A 22,948-nucleotide genomic window follows, 5' to 3' on the forward strand; every position below is an offset into this window, starting at 1 on the left:
AGGTATCTGAATTAAATTTTGAAGAAGCTTTAGATATTGAATGTAGTATAAAAGAGTTAGGAGGCGAAGTTAGAAAAAAAGCTTTTCAAGATGAATTCCAACATCCAGCATTCACTCACTATCTACTTAGATACAATGGAGTAGCATGTTCCATCGCTTGTATTTTTGAACATGAAAAACAGGCCCGAATGGAAAGTGTAGCTACAATTGAAAAGTTTAGAGGTAAAGGGTTAATAGGTGAACTTATTCACTTTATTCAAAGTGAAGTAATGAATAGAGGACTAGATAATCTTTGGGTGATCCCAATTAACGAAACAGTAGAAAAAGTGTATGAAAAGTATGGATTTGAAACAGTAGAAAAAATTAAAACGGGACATGCGTTTTTAGAAGGAAAAAGCATTAAAGAAATTCACGAGGGGTAGAAAAAATCAACCTATTTTGCTGAAGATAATTATTTAGTTAACAAGTGTATTGAAAGTAAATTAATATACTAAAGTTTACTTTCAAAACTAAAAAAGAGTCCTATTAATTTTAAGTAGTTCAGATAACATGGAGAAACCGTATAAATGGCAGGTTAAATCGAGTATAAAATCACAAAGGTTTTATACTCGATTTTTTTGTTGATATGTAAAGGTTTATCCGATTTCCTTAACGTACAGAAAATTGTCTTGTTGATTAGTTACTCGTTAAAAATGCTTGTAAAGCTTCTAGAGGTTATCATATCAAAAAAAGAAAATTTCACGTTAAACAAAAACATTGTTTACCAAAAAACAATGTTTTTGTTTAATTTCTTAATGAATTCATTCACCTGGGACTTTCTTTTTTATTTTTATGTTGTGTAACGACGGCGAGTTTATGTTTCTTTATCTCAGCAAGCTCATCAGAGGTATAACTAAAAATTCCAGATGCTTTTACTGGATTCGAAGTTATCGTTGCGAGTTTTCGCTTCTCTCCCGGTAGTGCATGAAAAAGTTTATTTAGGTCAAAAGAAGTACTACCTGGTTTTATATTTGGAAATTCCTGTTTAATATATTTTAGAGCTAAAGGACCATTCATTTGACCATTATTGTCACTTTTTAAGTAATATGTTTGCCAATTCGTCAGCGCAATACCAGTATTCCCTGCATCTAATTGTTTTTGTGTAATATAATACGTATCATGTTCATATAGATCTGAGGCATCGGGATTTAAGTCCACTATTATACCAGCTTGCTTAATTAGAAGTTGTTGACCATGTTTTATCGTTTTATATTCAACTTTTCCATCTTCATAGAAAACTTTAATTTTTTTAGAAAAGTTTTGGTTCTTATAATAATCATACACACTAATACCAAATTCTCCTTTGTTAAAAGTAGGAGCTTTGTAAGCACGGTTTTCATTGTTAGCTGTATAATCATATTTAGCACTTTGTTCTGATAAAAGAATAACAAAAGGCTCTTTTAGAAACGTATCATAGGTATCTCCAAATGTTGTAAGAATCGTTTCTCTTGTATCAACGTCTGCTTTCACTTTATGTTTTGTAATTGGGTTGAAACTGAATAAGATTCCCATCGCTATTCCTACAGGGGAAATTTTTTTTATACTTCTCTTTATCTTTTCTTTCATGACTTTGTTCCTTACTTTCTAAATATACTGTTACCAACATGTTTAAATTAATATCGGTAAGTTTATCTTAATTTAAACCCCTTTCAAATTTCTTTCGTAATTGTTACAAAAGTCTTTCTTTGACTTTCTCTGTTTTCGTAAGAATTGTTGCTATCTTGACCATACTGATAAAAGGTTGACTTTCAACTAGTACATTGGAGTTAAAGGAGGGTTAACATGAAAGATGAATTAAGTATAAATATCTATTTAGATGAAACTGATACTCCGTTTTCAAGATATTATAGCTCAGATGATGTTCACCTAAGCTCTGACCTTGAAGATTTTCTTTTGTCAAAGCTACGCAGTGGCAAAAGAAAAGAAGTTGAAATATTTTTTTTAGGTCAGAATGATTTTGACGAAAAGTTACTGAAGACTGCCACATGTAACACTTTTTCTAACATCTTGAACGAAGAGGAATATACATATGCTAGAAATGTCAATAAGGCTATTGTTTTGTTTGTGGTTGGTATTATTGTTGGGTTGATATACTTGAAGCTTTCAAGCAATCATGCCTATATTGCAGGAGTTTTAAGCATAGTGTGTTGGGTTTTTGTTTGGTCAGGTACAGAGATTTATTTTTTTGAAAATCAGCAAATTAAACAAAAAATTAGAAAATGCAAGAACATTATAAATTCTAATATACACAAAAAATAGAATGCTAGTAAATATTTACATTCGCGAAGCTGATTTTCGGATTCTATCTTGTACTTGGAAGTCGTGATGAAGATTAATATCGCCATACGAAGAAAGCGTTCATAAATACCTAAGACCTGGATTTAATCCGAGGTCTTATTTTTATCGCAAAAAAACAACAATCTATACAAAAAGAGCCGTGACTTTAAAGAAGTTTAACCAATATGAATGAAAAACAAGCGAATTTCAGTCTCTAATTTATGTTAACAATAATGTGTCTACTTCTTCTATGTTTAACCGGTGAATTTAAAAAAGGTTTCTAACGGTATGCTATGAAACGATACCAGTTTGATTTTAGTTAAGAAGCAAATATGGAGAGTTAGGAGAAATTGGTGTGAGAGATCGCTCAGATGGAAAACAGGGAAGTGAATTTTGGTTTACTCTTCCCATCACATCAGAAAAAAATAAGACCGCTGAAAGACTTTTGTAATATTTATATTATAGAAATGAAAGACTTTCTTGTTACTATACCACTAAACAGTATACTACAGGAGGACTTTTACTTTATGAAAAGAAAATATGTATTGCTTATAGGAGGTTCCATAATTGTTGGGGGAATTTTATGGTCATTGTTCCGCCCCGAGAAATTATTTATTGATAAGCAAGTGAATGAAGCATTGCCACAAACAGAAATACAATCAAACAAAACAAAACAACAAGAAGAACGAGTAATAAGTACAGGTCAGTTTCAAAACGGTGTTCATGAAACAACTGGAACGGCAACGATCCATCAATTAGGGGATGGAAAACGTGTTTTACGACTTTCAAATTTTTCAACTTCTAATGGGCCAGATGTTCGAGTTGTATTAGTTCCTACGAATCGTTTGAAAAATAACGAAGATGTTAAAAACCATCAGTATATTGAATTAGGAAAGTTAAAGGGAAACAAAGGAGACCAAAACTATGAAATTCCTGAAGGGATAGATGTAAGCACATACGGTTCGGTTTCTATATGGTGTAAGAGATTTAATGAAAACTTTGGTGCGGCTTATTTTGAAAAGTAAGAAAGAACATAAAAATGAGGCTTGTGTACATGTCCCATGCCTATTAACTTAAGAACGAAAACAAAATAAACTTTCGTTCAAATGAACTAAAAAAACTCTTGAAATACTTTTTCCCTTAAAAATGAGCATGCCAAATAAACATAGATAGGCATCATTTTTAAAAATGATGCAGCTTTCTTTTGTCTTCTCAATCCATCATACTCATAGACAACACCCATAATATCAAAGACTGTTTTCTTCTCATATCGATGAGATTTCCGACCATTTTCTGTACTAGGTGGAATAGGCGGATTAGAATCTTTGTTATTTCTTGGGTGTTTTTCTGTATAGCTTGATGGGCATGAGGCCAAGTTGAAAAATACAGAATATCTTATAAAATTCGGAATTTTATAAGATATTAACGAAAGAGTTTTGTAACATTTTCGCAAGAAAGATGAAAGGTATTTAAACTAAGATGAACTTATAAATATTGATTTTATATTTTTAAATCAACATACGACAGTCTTTATATGTTTATTTTTTACAGTGTTACATGTAAGCAATCTAGGCTAAATTTTACTAAGAGAGGACAACAAAAATGAAGAAAAAATTTAAAACAATTGGAATTGGAAAGAAAGTCATTCCTACCGCAGCGGCATTAGGTATTCTTTTTTCAGTAGCTCCTATTGCAGAAAACAAGGCTAGCGCAGGGATAGGTACCGTACTCGATGTGACGATTACTTCATTAGGTATAGTGAAAGACATTTATGAAGGACTTGGAATATCTCCAAATGATCCAGGACCAGGCACTCACATTGATGTATATGCAGAAAATATAACTTACAGGGCTCCTAATTTTACATCTGGGGAATTTAATATTTCCATGCATCATACAGAAGATGATTCAAATTTTACTAAATCAGTTAAAGTACTCTATCCAAATGGAAAAATTGAAATTCATAAATTAAGATCTGGGCAGCAGCTTAAAATTACTGAAGCGGGTACAATTATAGATCTAAACCCTAATGCAAAATCTGTCTCAGAACACGATCTTCTTTACATTACACAAGCACAATTAGACGAAGGAAAGACCGGAGTTGTGATGAATCAAGGTCAAACAGCATTCGTAGAAAAAACATCTGGTAAAAACCCAAGACTTGTTATTCCATTTCATAAGAAAAGATACCCATCATATACTTCTGAATGGTCATTTGCTAGAGGTACAGATGCCCTATTTGCTGAGTTATCAGATGAGGAAAAGCGAATATCAACATTGACTTCAAAGCCAGTATCCAAAGATGTTCTTGAGAATTATGTTAAGAATGACCCTAAAGCTCGTGCGGATTTTAATAACCGGTCAACTAATATATTGGCGGAATCTACAAAAATCCTAGAGACACCTATTACACTACCATTTAGTATACTAAATGACGGTAAACCTTATCAAATTATCCCCTATAAAAAAGGGACGAATAAAGTATTGGTAAAAACAGGTTCAAAATATCTTTCAGGGAAAGAAGGAAATGCACTTCAATATTCTGATTCGATTGGTGATGATGAAGTGTTTGAACTTGTTCAGACCGGTAATTCTCATGATAATAAATTCCAATTCTATTTAAAAAACAAGAATGGAGTAAGTTTGGCTGGTAATTCTTATGTTCAACAATTTGGTACTGATTGGAGTTTCAAATCCGAAATTCGTTTCACTGCAAAAACTAACAATGAAATTCATAACTGGTTAAGAGAATGGTACCCTGGGAAAGAAAATGAGAAACAGAATTATGACGGAATAGAGTTCAGAAGTAATGATAAAGGTGATAGTTCTATATGGACTGCATATGATTCTACTGGAAAATTGATTAAAAATAGTTGGATAAACCAAGGTACGCAAAATCCCGGTTGGTATTATGCAGATGCTTCAGGAGTTCTCTTGAAGGGTTGGCAGAAAATTGGGGGGAATACGTATTATTTTAATCCGGAGTCTAACATGATGGCTTCAGGAATAAATTCACAAATTGAGGGTAAGTACTATCACTTTAATGATTCTGGTGCTTTGCAACGATCAGCATGGAGAGATAATTACTATTCTGATGCTTCTGGAGCGTTGGTTAAAGAAGGTTTGCGGGAAATCGATGGTAAAATTTATGATTTCCAAAATTACCAACCTACTAAAAATAAACTACGTTTAGAAGATCAAAAAGTCATTCTTCATTTTTCTGACAAGGGCGTGCTTGAGAGAGCTTCTGATCTGAATGGAAACGCACTAACTACTCCTACAACTGTTATTTTTAACGAGAAACAACTAGCCTTTGAGAAAAACGGTGCTATTAGAAAATTAGGAGTGACTGAAAAGAGAGCTTTTCCTCAACCGGATGGAAGTGAGAAGGATGCAATCCACTATTATAGCTTAGAAGAAGGAGCTACTTATTCTGGTTGGAAAACGATTGATGGAAAGAAATATCATTTCAAAGACGGCGTACACTATACTTTCGATGGACATGAAACCATTGACGGAAAAAGATATTATTTTAATCATGACGGAGAAGCTAAGCTAACAGGGTTCGATAAAGTTGATGGTAAGATATACCATTATGACGATAAAGGTGTAATGCAAACGGGCTGGCAAGAAATCGATGGTAAATGGTATTACTTCGATGAATCTGGAGCAGCTAAGATAGGATGGTTCCAAGTTGGTGGTGGGTATCATTTCCCTTATTACGGATACTTTACGTATTATGCTAAACAGGATGGTTCAATTTATACAGATACCAAGGTTGAAATTAACGGAAAAACCTATACATTTGACAGTCATGGACACAAAGGTTATTAATCATCCAAAAAAATATAAATATGACTCGCTAAATGAGACCCACACAGCCTCCAGATGCTTTCAGCATCTGGAGGATTTTTATTAACTTGATGGTGATGTGGTGCACCCATAAAGAAAAAGGACCTGCTCATATATTGTTTAAAAACATAAAGTAATGTGTATCCGTTAAAACACATGTGTATGGTCCCTCTTACTCAAGGAGGAAATGTTATGGGCTTTGGAGGTAGTTGTGGTGGTTTTGGTGGCGGATTCGCTTTACTAATTGTCCTGTTCATTCTGCTAATTATCATTGGTTGCAGTTGTTGGGGCGGCGGATTCGGTTGCTAGTAAAGAAAAGGCACTCATTGGAGTGTCTTTTCTTTATGAAAAAATCCCCACACATTGTGCAGAGATAAAGAGTGAATGTACTCATATATTACAACAATATTCCTCCACTAACAAAACAGTAAAATCTCATTATGGGGCACGGCAAGAATTCCTTCTTTTTTGAGCCAATCACTAGAGGACAGTTATATAATTATGTTTTTATATTTAATGGAAATGAAGTTATTTGAGGTCTATTAGGGGTCCTGACGTCAAAACGCGGACATCGTATATTATCAAGACCTAAATTGTAAAAGGTCATAAAAAATTAAGGGTATTACATATAAGTCATTTATAATATGTAATACCCTTTTACTTCTTTTATTTTGATTGAGAGATTAAATTATTACTTTATAAGAATTAATTATAAATATAGATAATTAAGTTGTAATTTACTCTGTTGAAGTGATGCACCTAAAATGAAGGTAACTATTATATAAGGGGTAATTTTATGAGTAATAAATTGAAATATTTATTAGGGATTAGCATTACCGGATTCGGGGATGGAATTCAACAAATTGCTTTGCTATGGTATATTTTTCATTTAACAGGACAATCAACTTCTATCGGATTAATGATTGCTATTTATTATATACCAAGTGTCATTTTAACACCTTTTGTGTCTGTTTATGTAGATCATCATGACTCTAAAAATATTGTTGTTCTAACAGATAGTATTCGATTTGTACTTGTTTTAATCATGGCGATTCTCGTTTTCATAAGATTTGAATCAGTATTTGTTTTTTACATTATGCAATTCTTATTAGCAGTTTGCTACACCGTTTACAAACCTGCATCTTCTGCATTTATTAAGGAAGCATTCTGTAATCATGATATACCATTTGTCATATCAAAAGCATCTTCATTAAATGAAGCAGCATTAATAGTGGGAACTGGTATTTCTGGGTTATTTCTAGTTAAATTTTCTTTAGCTACTAGTTTCTTTATTAATTCTGTAACATTTTTAGTTGCGGCTATTTTCTTTTCTTCCATAAAAAGAATGAACCCTAAAAAAATAAAGAATACAAGAATATTCTACCTTGCAGAATTAATATCGGGATGGCATTTTATTAATCAAACAGAAGGAATGAAATACTTACTGTTTTTATCTATTTTGAATAGCATTAGTATACAAATGACAACAACTTTATTATTACCTCTTGCAGAACAGTTTGAAGGAGGGATTATAGCAGGTTTTATTGCTATCTATTTTTTAAAAAAGTTTAAACATAAAGTTATTTTTATTACGATGGTGGGTATGGCAACCTCTTCTTTTTTATTATATTTGAATGACTATAAAACAACGGCCGTTATTTGTATATTTATAATGGGATTATTTACCATGTCGCACTTGATTATTGTGCAAACGTTAATACAGTTGAATACTACAACAGAATATATTGGCAGGGTAATAGGCTTAAGAACGATTCTAGCATCATTTGTTAAGATATCATCTGCTCTATTGACTGGTATTTTAATAACTCGTATGGGAGTGAATCATATTTTGCTTTTATTTTCTATCTTAATATTGGCTAGCTTTATTACGATTGGAAATATGAAAAAACAAATGTATTAAAATGAAGGGAAATACATCTGGAAGATTAATCAGAGATGCTGTTACAGGTTGTAAATAACTTACGAATCGGGGGATAAAATGATTAATATACGTTCGAAAACAGAAGAACTAAGAGCAAAATTAAAAACTATATTGAGTCGAGAATATAAAGAATTGGCTGTTAAGGAGTTAAAAGTAGTAGGAAATGGAGTACAAAATATTGTGTTTCGAGGAGATTCGAAAAAAGGACCTTTAGCATTTCGAGTACCGTGGGAACGTGAAGTGAAAAATATAAATGAAGAGTTGTTTAGTAGTCGACTTTCGTTACAAAAGGAAGCGGAACTTTCTAAGTTTTGTAATTCTAAAGACATTCCAGTACCAGAGATTCACGGATTGCATCTTTCTACGGAACTTGATTTTTTAATTTCAGATTACCTGGCTACTGATCATATTCCAATTTCTGCGTACAAAATAGGAGAAGTAGTTAACAAGCTTCACAGTATGCCAATTGAAGATTTAAATTACCAACATAGGACTAGAAAACCATCTAGCAAGTATATAGCTGAACGTCTCGTGAAAAGAGTAGAAGGATTTAATAAAATTACGCATTGCGATATTAAATTTCCTGATATATCAATAATCGAACAGATTCTTAAACAAGCGGATCATGTAAGGAAGTTATTACATATGGACATTCGACCAGCAAATCTAATTGGATATAATGGAGAAGTTAAGGCGTTGGTTGATTGGGATAATGCTCTAATTGGTCACCCGCTGCTAGAACTTATGAGGATAGCTGAAACTAATGAGATCGATTGGTATGAATTTAAAGATGGATATCAGAATAAAGATATATTTGAATATATTCCTCCTATTGTCAGCTTATTGTATCAGCTTGATACAGCGGTAATGCTTGCAAACCTGTTTATAGCGCAACTGAAAATAGAGGATAAAGGCATATTCTATAAAGAGCGTGTTAAAACACTTCATAATGAAATACATAGATGTTTATAAGAATAAATAAAAGATGCTTTCACATAGGGGGGCCCGCCACATCGCCATCAAGCTAAATGCACGAGTTATCCCAAAACAATAAAAACGAGCAAAATGCACAAAATTTTCGTTCTGGGGGTATTATGAGATCTTAAGTTGATGGGCATGGGGTATCTCATTTTCGTTAACTTGATGGCGATGTTTCCGTACCCCAAATAGGGTGATAATTATTACAGGCACCCGGAATTTCAGCGCTGTGTAAAGGAAATGGGTATGAGACAGTCTATGTCACGTAGAGGAAACTGTCTAGATAATGCCTCAATGGAATTCTTTTTTGGTCATATGAAAGATGGATTAGACTATAAGTGTTGTCAAACGTTCCGCTCTCTTCAACTAGTAATCGAGAATTATATACAAGATTATAATTATGATCGTTATCAATGGACTCTCAAAAAAATGGCTCCGGTACAATACTGGAACCATCTTTTAAGTGCTTAATTTTTTAAAGGTCTTTTTATTAAACTGTCCATTTTATAGGGTACAGTTCATATATTGGTTCTCCTCTTTTTTATGAAATCTTATCTTCTATAAATAGGCAATGTATGTTTCCCTTGAATTAAGTTCCACTCATCCGAACTTTTTAGAAGTTTAATATTTAACAATGCTTTGCCATCTACGATTTCAATATCAATTTGACCTTGTTTACCAAATTGATCAAAAATTAAAGTTGCTTTATTATTTTTGAATGTTACAGTACCGTCTATATATGCTATATCTTCAGCGTTATCGGAATAAGAAGATACACCGACAACTGCTTCGTTTTCAGAAATAGGACTAATCTTCATCATTGTGAAAGCTGGGCCGATATACGGTGGTTTCGTCGGTAGTTCTTGTTCTGACCATGTTCCTTGAACGTTGTATAGAATAGAAGTTGGTTTTGCATCAGGATTCCATGCACCGTCTTTATCGAGATAGTACCATTGTAATTGATCGTCGACAAACCATCCAGTTTTCATTGCACCGCTTTTATCAAGGAAGTACCATTTGTTTTGGTCGAGTACCCAACCCGTTTGCATAATACCCTTTGCATTTAAAAAGTACCATTTGTTTTGATCAAGAACCCATCCAGTGTGCATAGCGCCATCTTTATTTAAGTAGTACCAATCATATGGTGAGTTTTGATGCCATCCAGTTTTCATGACACCATCTTTTCCAAGAAAATACCATTTCTCACTGTCGGAAACCCATCCATACTGCATAGCACCGTTTTTATTGAAGAAGTACCACTTTTCATCTTGTTTTAGCCATCCAGTGTGCATAGCGCCATCTTTATTTAAAAAATACCAATTGTTATTTGTGTTTACCCATCCTGTTGCCATTTTTCCATTTATGTAGTAATACCATGCGTGTTGTTTTTGTACCCAACCCGTTATTGGAGTAGACTGTTTATTTGTTTCTGCATAAACATGAGGTTGTATTCCGCTAAACAATATACCTGCAACAAATAACATACTAAAGATTTGTTTTTTCATGATAATCTGCTCCTTTTTTAGAAAAATGCCTTTCCCTACTACTAATATATCTAACTAATAAAACGAATTCAATACTTTTATTACAAATATGTTACAAATATGTTAAAAAATATCGAAAGTATTTCTTTCTGTAAGGGTTTTATTCCTTATTATCTGTTAATAAGGAATAAAATCACCATTATCATTAGTATGCAAAGGAGTTTTAAAATCCTTCTTGCTAGCTGTTTCTTTTCCATTCTATTATAGAAGAAAGAAATTCGTAAAAATTAGCAATGTGGTTTTGATTCTCTAGCATTTTTCATAGGAGGCTAGAAAAATTTTCTGTTAGATATTTTAAAAATGTAAGTGTATATTCTGTAAAGAAAAAGAGGAGAAATGTAATGAAGCGAATGATTGCATCAATATGTGTAGCAGGAAGCTTATTAATAGCACCTATACAAAGTTTTGCAGAAGTAAAGACAGGTGGAAATCAGCAAATTGTCGTAAAAGACGGCTGGGTGTTTGAACAAAACAATTGGTATTACTATGTGAATAATGTGCCGGCAAGCGGATGGAAAAAGATTCAGGGAACGTGGTATTACTTTGAGAGTAACGGCGTAATGAAAACAGGTTGGTATTTTGACGGAACGAATTGGTTTTATATGAATAGCAATGGTGGAATGGAGACAGGATGGAAAAAGATTCAAGGAACGTGGTATTACTTTGAGAGTAATGGCGTAATGAAAACAGATTGGTATTTTGATGGAATGAATTGGTTTTATATGAATAGCAATGGTGGAATGGAGACAGGATGGAAAAAGATTCAAGGAACGTGGTATTACTTTGAGAGTAATGGCGTAATGAAAACAGATTGGTATTTTGATGGAACGAATTGGTTTTATATGAATAGCAATGGTGGAATGGAGATTGGTTGGAATAAAATAGGTGGGGCATGGTATTACTTTGAGAATAGCGGTGTATGGGTTGCAAGCAATGATGCTGACTATTTATATACAATAGGAGAAAATCAACAGCTTATTCTTGTGACGGCAAATGATTATGGAACTAGTAAGGCAGAAATTCAAACATTCGAGAAGCGAAATAATAAATGGTATCCAGTGTATGCTGCTATGCAAGGATATATTGGACGTGATGGATTTGCTTATACAATGGCAGAAGGAGGAAAAAATTCTCCGCGCGGTAAATATACAATTGGAACAGCTTTTGGTCGCTACGGTAATCCAGGAACAAAATTACCATATCGACAAATTACATCAAATGATGTTTGGGTGGATGATTCTAATTCACCTTTATATAACACGTGGCAGCAAAAACCAGCAAATGACCGTTGGAGCAGTGCCGAAAATATGAATATTCCTCAATATGATTATGGGTTTGTGATTAACTATAATACAGAACGAATAGCTGGAGCTGGCTCGGCGATTTTCTTCCATATTTCAGATATGTATACATACGGTTGCACAGCAACATCTCGGGAAAATGCTCTTTCTGTTTTAAGATGGTTAAATCCTGCTAAAAGTCCTGTGATTGTACAAACACCGGAGAGTGAACTGAAATATTATTAAACGAAAGAAAGTGTCCGTCAGTGGGGGACTTACTGCCCACGAATAGCGGGATTAAAGAGTGATATAAAAAAAGAAGGTGGCACGATGACATGATCCCCCTTATTGTAGACAGTAAAAAGAAAGCACATTAATCTGTTTACTATGGAGGGGATTTTTCTATGGGCAAAATTAGTGTTTATTTAGGGAAAAGAATTTTTATTAAAATAAAGTTTTAGACCAGAAAGTTAATTTGAAATTTTGATAATGAAATGTTATGTAGGCTTCATGTATATACGGGATCTAATAGTTTTATGTATCTTAAGTTGGTGTTATATTCAAGCAAAAAACGAGTAAGGAGACAGAACTATGGATAAGCAAGTTGTTATTGAGGAGCATACACCAGAATGGGCACTACAATTTAAAGAAGAACAAAGGATTCTAAACAATATAAAGGTGTTTTCACATATGGAAAACACCTTTTCAAGCTAATTGAAACTACCAGCTAGCCACCTCAACATCCGCTTTTAACCATTTTTCCCAAAGTGGATCTTCTATTTTAAGTAAGGTTAATGAAGTGCCTTGCATGTCTAAGGAGGTTAGATGGGTTCCGACTTTGACAAATCGAATATCTAATCCTTCAAGCTCACATAAACGGCGAATGTCATTTGCGAAGATATACTGTTCCATTAATGGGGTAGCGCCTAATCCATTAATCAAGATGGCAAACTTGTCTCCTTTTTTCCAGCGGTAAATACTTTTGAGCTTATTCATAAGCTCAATCGCCAATTTTTCAGAAGAAGATAACATTTCTTTCCGGTATCCTTTTTCTCCGTGGATGCCGACTCCGTAAAAGACTTCATTGTCTTGTAAGGTAAAAGAAGTCTTTCCTTGGATAGGGTCGGTTGCTGGAGAGAGCGCAACTCCTAATGTATGCAGATTCCGAATGACAGAATGGCCGATGCCTGTTAATTGTTGTAATGAATGGCCTTCAAGAGCCGCTGCTCCAAGTATTTTATGAACAAAAATCGTACCAGCTACTCCTCGTCTTCTTTTATTAAAGGAAGCATCATCTTCAATGGAAACATCGTCATTCACAATGACATGATCAACAAGTCTTCCTTCTTCTTTTGCCAAAGATTCAGCAGTTAAAAAGCTTTCCACGTCAGCTTGAAAGTTTTTAATGATTAATAGGACGCCCTTGTCTTTGGGCACAGAGCGAACTGCCGCTACTATTTGTTCTGGTGTAGGTGGGGTGAAAATTTCTCCATTGACTGCCGCTGAAAGCATGCCTTTTCCTACATAACCAATATCAGCTGGTTCGTGCCCGCTACCGCCGCCGCTTATAATGGCAACATCTTGCCCAATTTCAGCAAGGTCTTTCTGATAAATGATGTTGTGTTCTTTGTTATAAGATATTCTATCGTTATGTTCAAAATAAAAACCATGCAACATATCTTGAACAATATTTTGAGCATCATTCATAATTTTTTTCATTGTTTTTCCACCTTATGATTTGTGTGCTGATTGCTTTAGTAAAAGGACTAATTGATTGTTTATCATATTTTTGATCATCGAAGACATGATAGACGGATCAATAGCGCAATGATTCTCAATCCAATTTTTTATTGTCCCAACAAATCCGTGACTATAAAAAGAGGCCAGTGTATCTTTTTTTACCTCAGAAATTGCTAATTTACAGCCAATTAATAGTTCATCGATGATTTTGAGATATAAGTTTTTCGTATGTTCAAAGAGATAATAATTAAATGAATTTTGCTCGATTACTTTAAATGCATTTCGGTAGAAGCATTGGTTTTGGTAAAAGTAATCAAATAATAGGTCGAAAATATTTTCCCATTTTTCATAATCAAGAAAGTCTATAATATTCTCTTTTGTTTCTTCTTTATAAATCCAACTTAACAATTCAAATTTATCTTTAAAGTGATAATAAAAAGTTTGCCTGCGCAACTGACAATTTAACATAATGTCACTCACGGATATTTTATGGAAAGGTTCAGTTTCCATTAATTTTTTTAATGAGTTGGCTATGATTTTTTTTGAAATGATAGAAGAGGTCATTATAATCATCCCTACAGCTTTATTCGTTTTTAATAATTAACATCCTACCTATAAATGAAGTGGGTGTCTTTAGACAAATCGTTCATTTTGTCCGTTTACCATAAAACGCTTTCATTTTATTATAGTTAATAAGAATACGCTTTCAAATATATCATAATTCAGAAGAGAATGTACCGTGGCAGGAAAAGCAATAAAATTATGGAAGTGTGGATACGAATAGGTTTGCGAAGAATGTAACAAAGCTTACAGAGGAGGAATAACAAATGAAAAAAATTATAAATCAACCTGAAACGCTCGTTATGGAGATGTGCAATGGGATGGTTATGGCTCATCCGGAACTCGAGTTATTAAAAAAGTATAAGGTCATTAAGAAAAAAGAAATGAACGAAAATAAGGTAACTTTAATTAGCGGTGGCGGTAGTGGACATGAACCGGCACATGCGGGGCTAGTAGGAAAAGGAATGCTGGATGCGGCAGTATGCGGAGATGTGTTTGCTTCTCCATCGCAAATACAGGTGTATCAAGCGATTAAAGCAACAGCTAGCAAAAAAGGTACGCTACTAATTATTAAAAATTACAGTGGCGATATCATGAACTTTAAAAATGGTGCTCACTTAGCTACTGAGGATGGCATTGAAGTAGAATATGTCCGCGTAGATGATGATATTGCAGTAGAAGATAGTCTTTATACAGTAGGACGTCGCGGTGTTGCAGGAGTTGTGTTAGTACATAAAATAGCCGGTGCAGCAGCGGAAGAAGGTATGGATTTGATGCAGGTGAAAGCTGTAGCGGAAAAAGCAGCGGCAAATGTTCGAACAATCGGTCTCGCATTAACTTCCTGCACGGTTCCGGCGAGTGGATCACCTACTTTCAAATTAGGTGAAGATGAGATGGAATATGGCGTTGGTATTCACGGAGAGCCAGGCAGAAAACGCGAAAAAATTATGGCTGCAGATGAATTAGCGTTACGTATGACAAATGACCTTGTGAAGGATTTAGGACTAGATGAAGATGCTGAAATTACTGTTCTAGTAAACGGATTTGGTGGTACACCGCTTCAAGAACTGTATTTGTTTAACAATGCAGCTACGAGAGAGTTAAGTAAAAGAAATATACGAATCAATAGAACGTTTGTCGGTAATTACATGACGAGTATTGATATGGCTGGAATTTCTCTAACAGTGATGAAACTAGACGATGAGCTGAAGACATTGCTATCGAAAGAATGTAATACACCTGCGTTTAAAGTAGATGGACCAATTGAGAGTGTAGAATACGTTGATATTGCGGAGCACGAAGAAGAGAAGCCAGTTTTCTTTGAGACGGAAACAGCTGAAGAACATGCAATCATTAAGAATGAGGTAATCACATTAAATAATATGATTTATCTTATAGATAAAATGAGCGAAGTTATTATTAAGAACGAAGTACCATTCTGCGAACTGGATACGCATGCAGGTGATGGTGATTTCGGAATGAGTGTCGCGAAAGGATTTAAACAATTAAAGCGTGAATGGAGCTCGATTTTAGATCAAGAGCATTTAAATATTGGAACTTTCCTTAATGCGTGTTCTATGGTGATTATGGAACATTGCGGTGGAGCTTCTGGTCCAATTTGGGGCGGAGCTTTCCGAGCTGCAGGTAAGGCTATGGAAGGGAAAATGGAATTAACAGTTGGAGAGTTTGCTGAAATGTTGCAAGCCGCACTTCATGGTATACAGTCTATCGGTGAGCGCTCTTTCGGAAGAGGAGCAGAAGTAGGCGATAAGACGCTTGTAGATGCGCTTGTACCTTGTGTAAATGCTTGGTCAGAAAGCGCTGCAGCTGGTACAGACTTTAAGACTGCTTTTGAAAAAGGGGCAGCGGCTGCCGTTAAAGGAGCAGAATATACAAAAGAAATCGTCGCTCGAATGGGCCGCGCTGGTACGGTTGGTGAAAGAAGCTTAGGTTATCCTGATGCTGGTGCCTATGCGCTAGGGGTTATTTTTACGGAGCTTTCTCGTAGTTTAAGATAATAGTATTTCGGGATACTGGAAAGTCTCAATTGTGTAGGTGAATAGAAGGAAAATAAGAAAGATACCTATTTTGAAACAAGTCATATGGCATACTGTGAAATACCGTTAAATCTATTTCATTAAAACATCCCAATAGGGTTTACTCTATTGGGATGTTTTTGTGAATAAAAGATTTATGCTATTTAGCCTATATTTCCGTTGAAATGTAGACGGGTACGCCTTTTAGTCGTTATTTTCTTATCAGAATTACGCATATTGATTTTATGAACCTAATTAATAAATAAAAGATAGGATGAAAACAATGTACGAAATAAATGTAATGAAAACAAGGAAACATATAAGCATCGTATTGGATACACATTGTTCTATTCTTTTTTTCATTTTAATTTGTTTTATTTTTTCAATTTTGCAGGATCAATTTGAATTTGTCCTTTCCAAGATCCAGTTACTTTTCCGATTTTATTTATATTTACATTTATCGTAAGTGGTTGTTTAAAGGATCCTTTCCCTTCAGGACCTTCAACAAATGTAACAACGCCTTCGGGTTTATCTTTATCACGAATACCTACATGTTTTAATTCTTTTCCATCTGCCATTAATTTGAATGGTAAATCATCTGCACCTTGAATAAATCCTAACTGTGAGAACATACCATCCTTAGTATTATATTCAGGATTTTCTTCTTGTTGTCCATTTGCCTTACCATCACTTTTAAGGTCTAATCCAGTTGTATCAAATTCAAACGGTACTAGACTTCCATCAGCTTTTTCAATTCTATAATGAACTGATATACGTGAATCTGCAACAAATAATTCTTTAAAATGCACAGTAACACCTTGATCAGTTATTTTTTCATCCAGGGGAATAAATTGACCATTCTTCATCATATCTTGTGTGACACCATTTTCATCCTTTATTCCCTCATTTACAACCTTATCATTTGTAACTTCATTAGAAAAATAGGAGGCAACATTCGTAGCTGCAACTTGTACTTGTGGAATCATTGCTGTTGTGAAAAGTCCTGCTGCAGCTACCGCTGTATAAATGAAACGTTTTGATTTTTTACTCATGTTTGTAAACAATCCTTTCTTCTTCTGCGTTTTATTATTGATATAAGAAACATTTTCTTGCTTTGAACGCTTTTCAAATGTCTGCCATGCTTGTTCTACATCAATATTGATTTCTTGTGTTGCATGTACACACTCTTCATCAAGCATTAAATTTTCCCATTGATTTAATTCACTAAGTTCTATTAATACTTTTTGACAATCTTCACATGTATCTAGATGTTGTATAAATTGCTTTCTTGCATCACGAGGAAGTTCTCCATCTATATATGCTTGAATTAACCCCATATCATAACAAGTCATTTGTTATGCCTCCTCCATTTGTTTATAAATCTTGCGAAATTTTGTTTTGGCTCGTATCAACAATGTTCCAATAGAAGCTATGTCAATTTGAAGTACTTCTGCAATTTCTTTATATTGAAATCCAGAAAATTTCATTAATAAAATGGTTCGATCTCGATCACTCATGTTACTTAGTACGGTTTGTACCTTTGTGACTTCTTCTTTTCTTATCCAGTCATCATCTAGCGATGAAGCATGTTGTACTTCATGATATTGTATTGTTTTATCTATTCTCGCTTGATGTCGTTTTTCAGATCGTAAATAGTTATAAGCTACATAAGTAGAAGATCTAATCAGCCACCCAGGTAAGTTTTCAATTGCTTTCCAATCGGTGCGATATAATTGTAAAAACACTTCTTGTGCTAGTTCTTCAGCGATTGTTTGTTTTTTGATAATCCATAGGATCTGTTTTACAACGTAACCATAGTATCGTTTAAACACCTGTTCAAATGTCACATCCGAAATATGCCTCTCTTCATTTTTTATAGTTAACATGTAAGTCAAAACCTCACTCTCATTTGCTGCCTGTATTATAGAGAAACCAGAAAATCCAGTTTTGTGACAAGAATTTTTATTTTTTTATTATGGACTAAAAAAAGCATTCATCTTTCAATCAGATGAATGCAAAAATTGAAGTCAAATGAATCACTTGATCTAAATTAATCTTAGTATAGTCGCTATTTTTTTCAACTATGTTGATGTTACAAAACTGTGCAACAGAACCCGTTAGAAATATGTACATGAATAACTCCATATAAACTCCTTAGCCCTCTAGATAAACTACTGAATAACTCCATACAAACTCCAGATAGTGTATATAGAATAAAAACTATCAAGGAGGTTAGAAAAAATGAATTTTATAAAACGCGCAATTCTCAGTATGAAAAAACGAAAAGGAACATCATTAATTTTGATGGCTGTCTTTCTGATTGTTACCAATTTAGTGTTGGCAGGATTCACAATCCAAAATGCATCAAAAAAAGCTGCTGATGCTGCAAGAAAAAAACTGGGTGCAGATGTTACTTTGGGTCTTGATTTTGATAAATTAGGAAAACAAGCAAGGGGAACTGGAGAAATGCCTAATCCGCCGCATCTCAACACAAAAGAAGCAGATCAATTAGCGAAGTCCAAGTATGTAAAAGACTATAATTATATAACCAATACTTTCGGAATTTCGGATGGGTTTAAATTAGTAGGGGCTTCAGAAGGAGAAGAAGAAGGAAAAGGTAGAGCGGGAGTGGCGACTGTACGAGGAGGATCAGGTTCAGGTTCAGAAATAGATATGAATTCTTCTCTTATAATAGAAGGAGTGCGCAAGACTTTATTACAAGAAAGTTTTAAAAATGGAAAAAGTAAAATCATTGATGGGAAACCAATTACAGAAAAGATGAACGATCAGAATGTAACTTTAATGGAAAAACGATTAGCGGAACAAAACAATTTGAAAGTAGGAGATAAGGTTAAAATTCAATCAGGGGATAAGAAGAAAACTCTTGAAGTTGAAATTATTGGTATTTACGAAACGAATGAGCAACCACTGGGTGAGCATGCCCCTCCTATGATGGATCCAGCTAATAAGCTATATATGCCTCACTCTACTTTAAAAAAATTAGAAGCAGATGAAGGTACTAGTAGTAGCATTCAAGTCGTGTACTTCTTGAACGATCCACAATACATTGATGCATTTAAAAAAGAAGCAAAACAATCTGATATTGATTTTAATTATTTTAAGTTAGATGCACATGATTCATTGTACAAACAAATGATTGGTCCTATCGAAAATATCTCTTCTACTTCTCAAATGATTATCTATATGGTATCTATTGCAGGCGCTATTATCTTAGGATTAATCATTATGTTATCAATTAAAGCACGTCGTAAGGAAATGGGGATTCTATTGTCCATTGGAGAGAAAAAATGGAAACTGATGGCACAGTTCGTAGTAGAAGTAGTATGTATTGCTATTTTAGCATTTGGATTATCCCTAACAACAGGAGCTAAAGTTTCTCAATTCGTAGGAGATAATTTACTTTCGAGTGAAATTGCTACAGCAAGCGAAGAAAAAGACAATTCACAAAATGGTAGTGTAATGATGGTTGGAGCTGGTGGTAATCTACAAAACCAAAGCGAAGATCCAATTGATAAAATTGATGTAAGTGTAACAGGAGAGGATTTAGGAAAAATGGGAGGAATTGGACTGACTATTGCTATATTAGCAACCATTCTTCCGGCATTATCTATTCTACGCTTAAATCCAAAACAAATCCTTTTAAAAGATGAATAAGGAGGCTCGGCATGGAGACAATTTTACAATTTAAAAACTTAAATTATTATTATGAAAGTAACCGAAAAAAAGTAACGATACTAGATAATGTGAATTTTTCTTTTCAAACAGGGCATTTTTACACGATTTTAGGGCCGTCTGGATCTGGCAAAACCACAGCTCTTAGCCTAGGTTGTGGTTTGGATATACCTAAAAATGGTTATGTACTGTATAAGGGTAAGGATATTCGAAAGATTGGTTTAGATCGATACCGGAATCAATATGTATCCGTGATTTTCCAATCCTATAATTTAATTACCTATATGACCGCTCTTCAAAATGTACTAACGGCAATGGAAATTACAGGTGTTCAGGTGAAAAATAAAAAGGAAAGGGCATTAGAATTATTAGAGAAGGTAGGACTTACAGAAGTAGAGGCGAAGCGAAATGTCCTGCAACTAAGTGGTGGACAACAGCAACGTGTAGCAATTGCTCGAGCGCTATCTTGCAATGTTGATATACTTATCGCTGATGAGCCAACAGGAAACCTTGATGAAGAAACCGCAAAAGAGATTATTGATTTGTTTCAGAAGCTTGCCCATCAAGAGAATAAATGTGTAATTGTTGTTACACATTCACAAGAAGTTGCAAAACAATCGGATCGAGCAATTTATTTGAGCAAGAAGCAATTAGTAGTAAAAGATATTAATAATTCTTAAATAACAAACTCCCCTATTAATAGGGGAGTTTATTTGTTAGTTAGATATTGTAATATTAGGGGTCACCATACATGCCCATCAACTTAAGAAGAGAAGCAAAATGAACTTTCGTTCGCGCTTTACAAGCTCGAGTGTTCTTGCAAGTTTTTCTAAAAATACAGTCGTAACATATCGTTGTAATCCTTTGGCAAATAGTTGTAGCTGATCTTGAATCGAGAGACTCATAACAAAACGTCATCCATTCTAACCTATTTAGGTATTTTTGAGTATTAAAATCTCTTAAGTTGACGGGTATTTATAATGGGACCATATAAAAAACTAAACTGGAAGCCAGATTCCCTATTACTATGATCTAGTTTTACGCGTATCTCGACTGTAATCTCCTTATTGTACAAGCAGAGCGGACTAGTATAAAATCGAGTGTATGAAAATATATAATGAACAAATTTTTTAGAGTGCCAGTGGAATAGAAGCGGAATGATATAGGAGTGTAGTAAAATGAATCGAATTTCAATTTTAATAGCTGACGATGAGGCAGAAGTTGCTGATTTAATTGCGATACATTTAGAAAAAGAAGGCTACCATGTTATTAAAGTAGCTGATGGAAAAGAAGCTATTCGTGTTATTCACTCTCAACCAATTGATTTGGTGATTTTAGATATTATGATGCCTAAAATGGACGGTTATGAAGTAACGCGTCAAATTCGTGCACAATATCATATGCCCATCATTTTCTTAAGTGCAAAAACATCAGATTTTGATAAGGTGACAGGACTTGTAATAGGTGCAGATGATTATATGACGAAACCTTTCACTCCGATTGAATTAGTTGCCCGTGTAAATGCGCAATTACGCCGATTTTTAATGTTAAATCAACCGAAAGCAGAGGACGATAAATCAGTTTTAGAAATTGGTGGAGTAGTCATTTATCCTGAACAACGGACAGTTAGTGTATATGAAGAACAAATTGAATTAACTCCAAAAGAATTTGATATTTTATATTTATTAGCAAGTCATCGGAAGAAAGTATACAGTGTGGAAAATATCTTTCAACAAGTATGGGCAGAAGATTATTATGAAGGTAGAAACACAGTAATGGTACATATTCGTACCTTAAGGAAAAAACTTGGAGAAGATAAAAGAAAGAATAAATTGATAAAAACGGTTTGGGGGGTAGGTTATACTTTCAATGGCTAAAATGATAAGAAGCTTTCGTTCAAAAATGATCGCACTATTTGCGTTAAGTATGATACTAGCTGGTAGCGTAACGTATATGATCTACAAAGGGCTGCAGCTCTACTATAAAACGGTGGTTCGTTATGAGGATCCTTTAGCTCAATTCCGTTCAACGATAAGAGAAATTGGAGACATTAATTTCTTTTTAATTATATTTATCCCTTTAGCTATTTTGTTTTTCTTCTTTCTTACTAGACCATATTTGAAGTATTTTAATGAGATCTCTAATGGGATTCATCATCTTGCTAACGGTGATTTTACAAACCGGGTTTATGTTTCATCGAATGACGAGTTCGGGGATATCGCACACGAAATTAACCTAGCGAGTGAAAAGTTAAAAGAAGCGGTAGAAAGAGGAGATTTTGCAGAAAGCAGTAAAGATCAGTTAATTGTTAATCTGGCTCACGATTTAAGAACACCATTAACATCTGTTTTAGGTTATTTAGATTTAATTCTTAAAGATGAGAATTTGACGAGGGAACAAATTAAACATTTTTCTACTATTGCTTTTACGAAATCTCAACGACTCGAGAACTTGATTGATGAGTTATTTGAAATAACAAGAATGAACTATGGCATGCTGAAGCTGGAAAAAAGACCAATTGATATAAGTGAATTACTTATACAGCTAGATGAAGAATTATATCCGTTATTAGAGAAACAGGATTTAGTAGCCAGAATGAATGTGAATCCTCACTTAACTATTAATGGAGATGGAAAATTATTGGCAAGAGTATTTGAAAATCTTTTAACGAATGCAATTCGCTACGGATATGATGGACAATTTGTTGATATGAACGGGTATATTGATAATGGAAAAGTTGTCGTACAAATTATTAATTATGGAGATAGCATTCCAAAGGAAGAGTTACCGTATCTTTTTGATATGTTTTATACAGGAGACAAAGCAAGAACTCAACAGCAAGATAGTACAGGGCTGGGGCTATTTATTGCGAAAAACATTGTGGAACAGCATAATGGGACGATTTCTGCAGAAAGTAATGTAATACGAACAATATTTGAAGTGAGGTTACCGAAAGACGATGGCCCGGAATCTCATTTAATAATTTAATAAAAATTTAAAGTTTAC

General features: G+C 34.1%; 21 protein-coding genes and 3 pseudogenes. 16 read left to right on the forward strand and 8 right to left on the reverse strand.

Going from position 1 to position 22,948, the window contains the following annotated elements; translation table 11 throughout:
- A partial coding sequence (locus C568_RS0123485; protein ID WP_018782879.1) for a GNAT family N-acetyltransferase occupies positions 1–422 on the forward strand: 422 nt, incomplete at its 5' end.
- Between the two features lie 382 nt (positions 423–804).
- On the opposite strand, the gene C568_RS0123490 is transcribed toward C568_RS0123485, so the two are convergent.
- Positions 805–1,605, reverse strand: a complete 801-nt coding sequence (locus C568_RS0123490; protein ID WP_018782880.1) for a hypothetical protein — start codon at positions 1,603–1,605, stop codon at positions 805–807.
- 216 nt (positions 1,606–1,821) lie between these two features.
- Here C568_RS0123490 and C568_RS0123495 point away from each other — a divergent pair, with 216 nt between their 5' ends.
- The 3 genes and pseudogenes from C568_RS0123495 (at position 1,822) to C568_RS0123505 (ending at position 3,341) form a co-directional block, all read left to right on the forward strand.
- Positions 1,822–2,298 (forward strand): hypothetical protein, encoded by a 477-nt coding sequence (locus C568_RS0123495; protein WP_018782881.1) that lies wholly within the window; start codon positions 1,822–1,824, stop codon positions 2,296–2,298.
- Between the two features lie 361 nt (positions 2,299–2,659).
- Positions 2,660–2,767 (forward strand): annotated as a pseudogene (locus tag C568_RS33540) (sensor histidine kinase); the annotation flags it as partial.
- A 76-nt stretch (positions 2,768–2,843) separates the two neighbouring features.
- Positions 2,844–3,341 carry a DM13 domain-containing protein gene (locus C568_RS0123505; RefSeq protein ID WP_003202815.1) on the forward strand — a complete coding sequence of 166 codons (498 nt, stop codon included), beginning with the start codon at positions 2,844–2,846 and terminating at the stop codon, positions 3,339–3,341.
- A gap of 167 nt (positions 3,342–3,508) precedes the next feature.
- Here C568_RS0123505 and C568_RS36545 read toward each other — a convergent pair.
- Positions 3,509–3,678: pseudogene (locus C568_RS36545) on the reverse strand (IS4 family transposase); the annotation flags it as partial.
- Between the two features lie 240 nt (positions 3,679–3,918).
- Here C568_RS36545 and C568_RS0123515 point away from each other — a divergent pair.
- The 5 genes and pseudogenes from C568_RS0123515 to C568_RS0123540 form a co-directional block, all read left to right on the forward strand.
- The gene (locus C568_RS0123515; RefSeq protein WP_018782882.1) at positions 3,919–6,150 is read left to right on the forward strand and encodes an N-acetylmuramoyl-L-alanine amidase family protein; all 2,232 of its coding nucleotides are present in this window, start codon (positions 3,919–3,921) and stop codon (positions 6,148–6,150) included.
- A 210-nt stretch (positions 6,151–6,360) separates the two neighbouring features.
- Positions 6,361–6,477: a YjcZ family sporulation protein gene (locus tag C568_RS33545; protein WP_018782884.1), complete on the forward strand. Its 117-nt coding sequence runs from the start codon at positions 6,361–6,363 to the stop codon at positions 6,475–6,477.
- Between the two features lie 487 nt (positions 6,478–6,964).
- Entirely contained in the window at positions 6,965–8,089 is a 1,125-nt protein-coding gene (locus C568_RS0123530) for an MFS transporter (protein WP_018782885.1), read from the forward strand.
- 78 nt (positions 8,090–8,167) lie between these two features.
- Positions 8,168–9,082 carry a phosphotransferase family protein gene (locus C568_RS0123535; protein ID WP_018782886.1) on the forward strand — a complete coding sequence of 305 codons (915 nt, stop codon included), beginning with the start codon at positions 8,168–8,170 and terminating at the stop codon, positions 9,080–9,082.
- A 207-nt stretch (positions 9,083–9,289) separates the two neighbouring features.
- Positions 9,290–9,559, forward strand: a pseudogene (locus C568_RS0123540) (IS3 family transposase); the annotation flags it as partial.
- An 80-nt stretch (positions 9,560–9,639) separates the two neighbouring features.
- On the opposite strand, the gene C568_RS0123545 reads toward C568_RS0123540, so the two are convergent.
- The gene (locus tag C568_RS0123545; RefSeq protein WP_018782888.1) at positions 9,640–10,593 is read right to left on the reverse strand and encodes an N-acetylmuramoyl-L-alanine amidase family protein; all 954 of its coding nucleotides are present in this window, start codon (positions 10,591–10,593) and stop codon (positions 9,640–9,642) included.
- Positions 10,594–10,973: 380 nt separating this feature from the next.
- Here C568_RS0123545 and C568_RS0123550 point away from each other — a divergent pair, with 380 nt between their 5' ends.
- Both C568_RS0123550 and C568_RS36155 read left to right on the forward strand, forming a co-directional pair.
- Complete coding sequence (locus C568_RS0123550; RefSeq protein WP_018782889.1) at positions 10,974–12,158, forward strand: hypothetical protein; 1,185 nt, start codon at positions 10,974–10,976, stop codon at positions 12,156–12,158.
- Positions 12,159–12,503: 345 nt separating this feature from the next.
- The gene (locus C568_RS36155; protein ID WP_003205188.1) at positions 12,504–12,626 is read left to right on the forward strand and encodes a hypothetical protein; all 123 of its coding nucleotides are present in this window, start codon (positions 12,504–12,506) and stop codon (positions 12,624–12,626) included.
- A gap of 6 nt (positions 12,627–12,632) precedes the next feature.
- On the opposite strand, the gene dhaQ is transcribed toward C568_RS36155, so the two are convergent.
- Both dhaQ and dhaS read right to left on the reverse strand, forming a co-directional pair.
- A complete protein-coding gene (gene dhaQ / locus C568_RS0123560; RefSeq protein WP_018782890.1) occupies positions 12,633–13,631 on the reverse strand; it encodes a DhaKLM operon coactivator DhaQ in 999 nt (332 codons plus the stop codon).
- 12 nt (positions 13,632–13,643) lie between these two features.
- On the reverse strand, positions 13,644–14,216 hold the full coding sequence (gene dhaS, locus C568_RS0123565; protein WP_018782891.1) for a dihydroxyacetone kinase transcriptional activator DhaS: 573 nt from the start codon (positions 14,214–14,216) through the stop codon (positions 13,644–13,646).
- 263 nt (positions 14,217–14,479) lie between these two features.
- Here dhaS and dhaK point away from each other — a divergent pair, with 263 nt between their 5' ends.
- On the forward strand, positions 14,480–16,231 hold the full coding sequence (dhaK, locus tag C568_RS33550) for a dihydroxyacetone kinase subunit DhaK (protein ID WP_018782892.1): 1,752 nt from the start codon (positions 14,480–14,482) through the stop codon (positions 16,229–16,231).
- A 392-nt stretch (positions 16,232–16,623) separates the two neighbouring features.
- On the opposite strand, the gene C568_RS0123575 is transcribed toward dhaK, so the two are convergent.
- Both C568_RS0123575 and C568_RS0123580 read right to left on the reverse strand, forming a co-directional pair.
- Positions 16,624–17,601, reverse strand: coding sequence for a DUF4179 domain-containing protein (locus C568_RS0123575; RefSeq protein ID WP_018782893.1), 978 nt, complete (start codon positions 17,599–17,601; stop codon positions 16,624–16,626).
- 3 nt (positions 17,602–17,604) lie between these two features.
- A complete protein-coding gene (locus C568_RS0123580) occupies positions 17,605–18,135 on the reverse strand; it encodes an RNA polymerase sigma factor SigX (RefSeq protein WP_018766958.1) in 531 nt (176 codons plus the stop codon).
- Between the two features lie 355 nt (positions 18,136–18,490).
- Here C568_RS0123580 and C568_RS0123585 point away from each other — a divergent pair, with 355 nt between their 5' ends.
- Together C568_RS0123585 and C568_RS0123590 are read left to right on the forward strand one after the other, a co-directional pair.
- Entirely contained in the window at positions 18,491–19,924 is a 1,434-nt protein-coding gene (locus C568_RS0123585; RefSeq protein WP_018782894.1) for an ABC transporter permease, read from the forward strand.
- Between the two features lie 11 nt (positions 19,925–19,935).
- Positions 19,936–20,622 (forward strand): ABC transporter ATP-binding protein, encoded by a 687-nt coding sequence (locus C568_RS0123590; protein ID WP_018766956.1) that lies wholly within the window; start codon positions 19,936–19,938, stop codon positions 20,620–20,622.
- Positions 20,623–20,700: 78 nt separating this feature from the next.
- Here C568_RS0123590 and C568_RS34390 read toward each other — a convergent pair whose 3' ends face one another.
- Positions 20,701–20,847 (reverse strand): hypothetical protein, encoded by a 147-nt coding sequence (locus tag C568_RS34390; RefSeq protein ID WP_018782895.1) that lies wholly within the window; start codon positions 20,845–20,847, stop codon positions 20,701–20,703.
- Positions 20,848–21,120: 273 nt separating this feature from the next.
- Between C568_RS34390 and C568_RS0123600 the strand changes: the two genes are divergently transcribed.
- Together C568_RS0123600 and C568_RS0123605 are read left to right on the forward strand one after the other, a co-directional pair.
- Positions 21,121–21,819, forward strand: a complete 699-nt coding sequence (locus C568_RS0123600) for a response regulator transcription factor (protein ID WP_018782896.1) — start codon at positions 21,121–21,123, stop codon at positions 21,817–21,819.
- A complete protein-coding gene (locus C568_RS0123605; protein ID WP_018782897.1) occupies positions 21,812–22,930 on the forward strand; it encodes a HAMP domain-containing sensor histidine kinase in 1,119 nt (372 codons plus the stop codon). The genes C568_RS0123600 and C568_RS0123605 overlap by 8 nt, the downstream gene beginning before the upstream one ends.
- Positions 22,931–22,948 lie beyond the last annotated feature (18 nt).

It is taken from the genome of Bacillus sp. 95MFCvi2.1 (genome assembly GCF_000374965.1).
GTDB classification, from domain to species: domain Bacteria; phylum Bacillota; class Bacilli; order Bacillales; family Bacillaceae_G; genus Bacillus_A; species Bacillus_A pseudomycoides.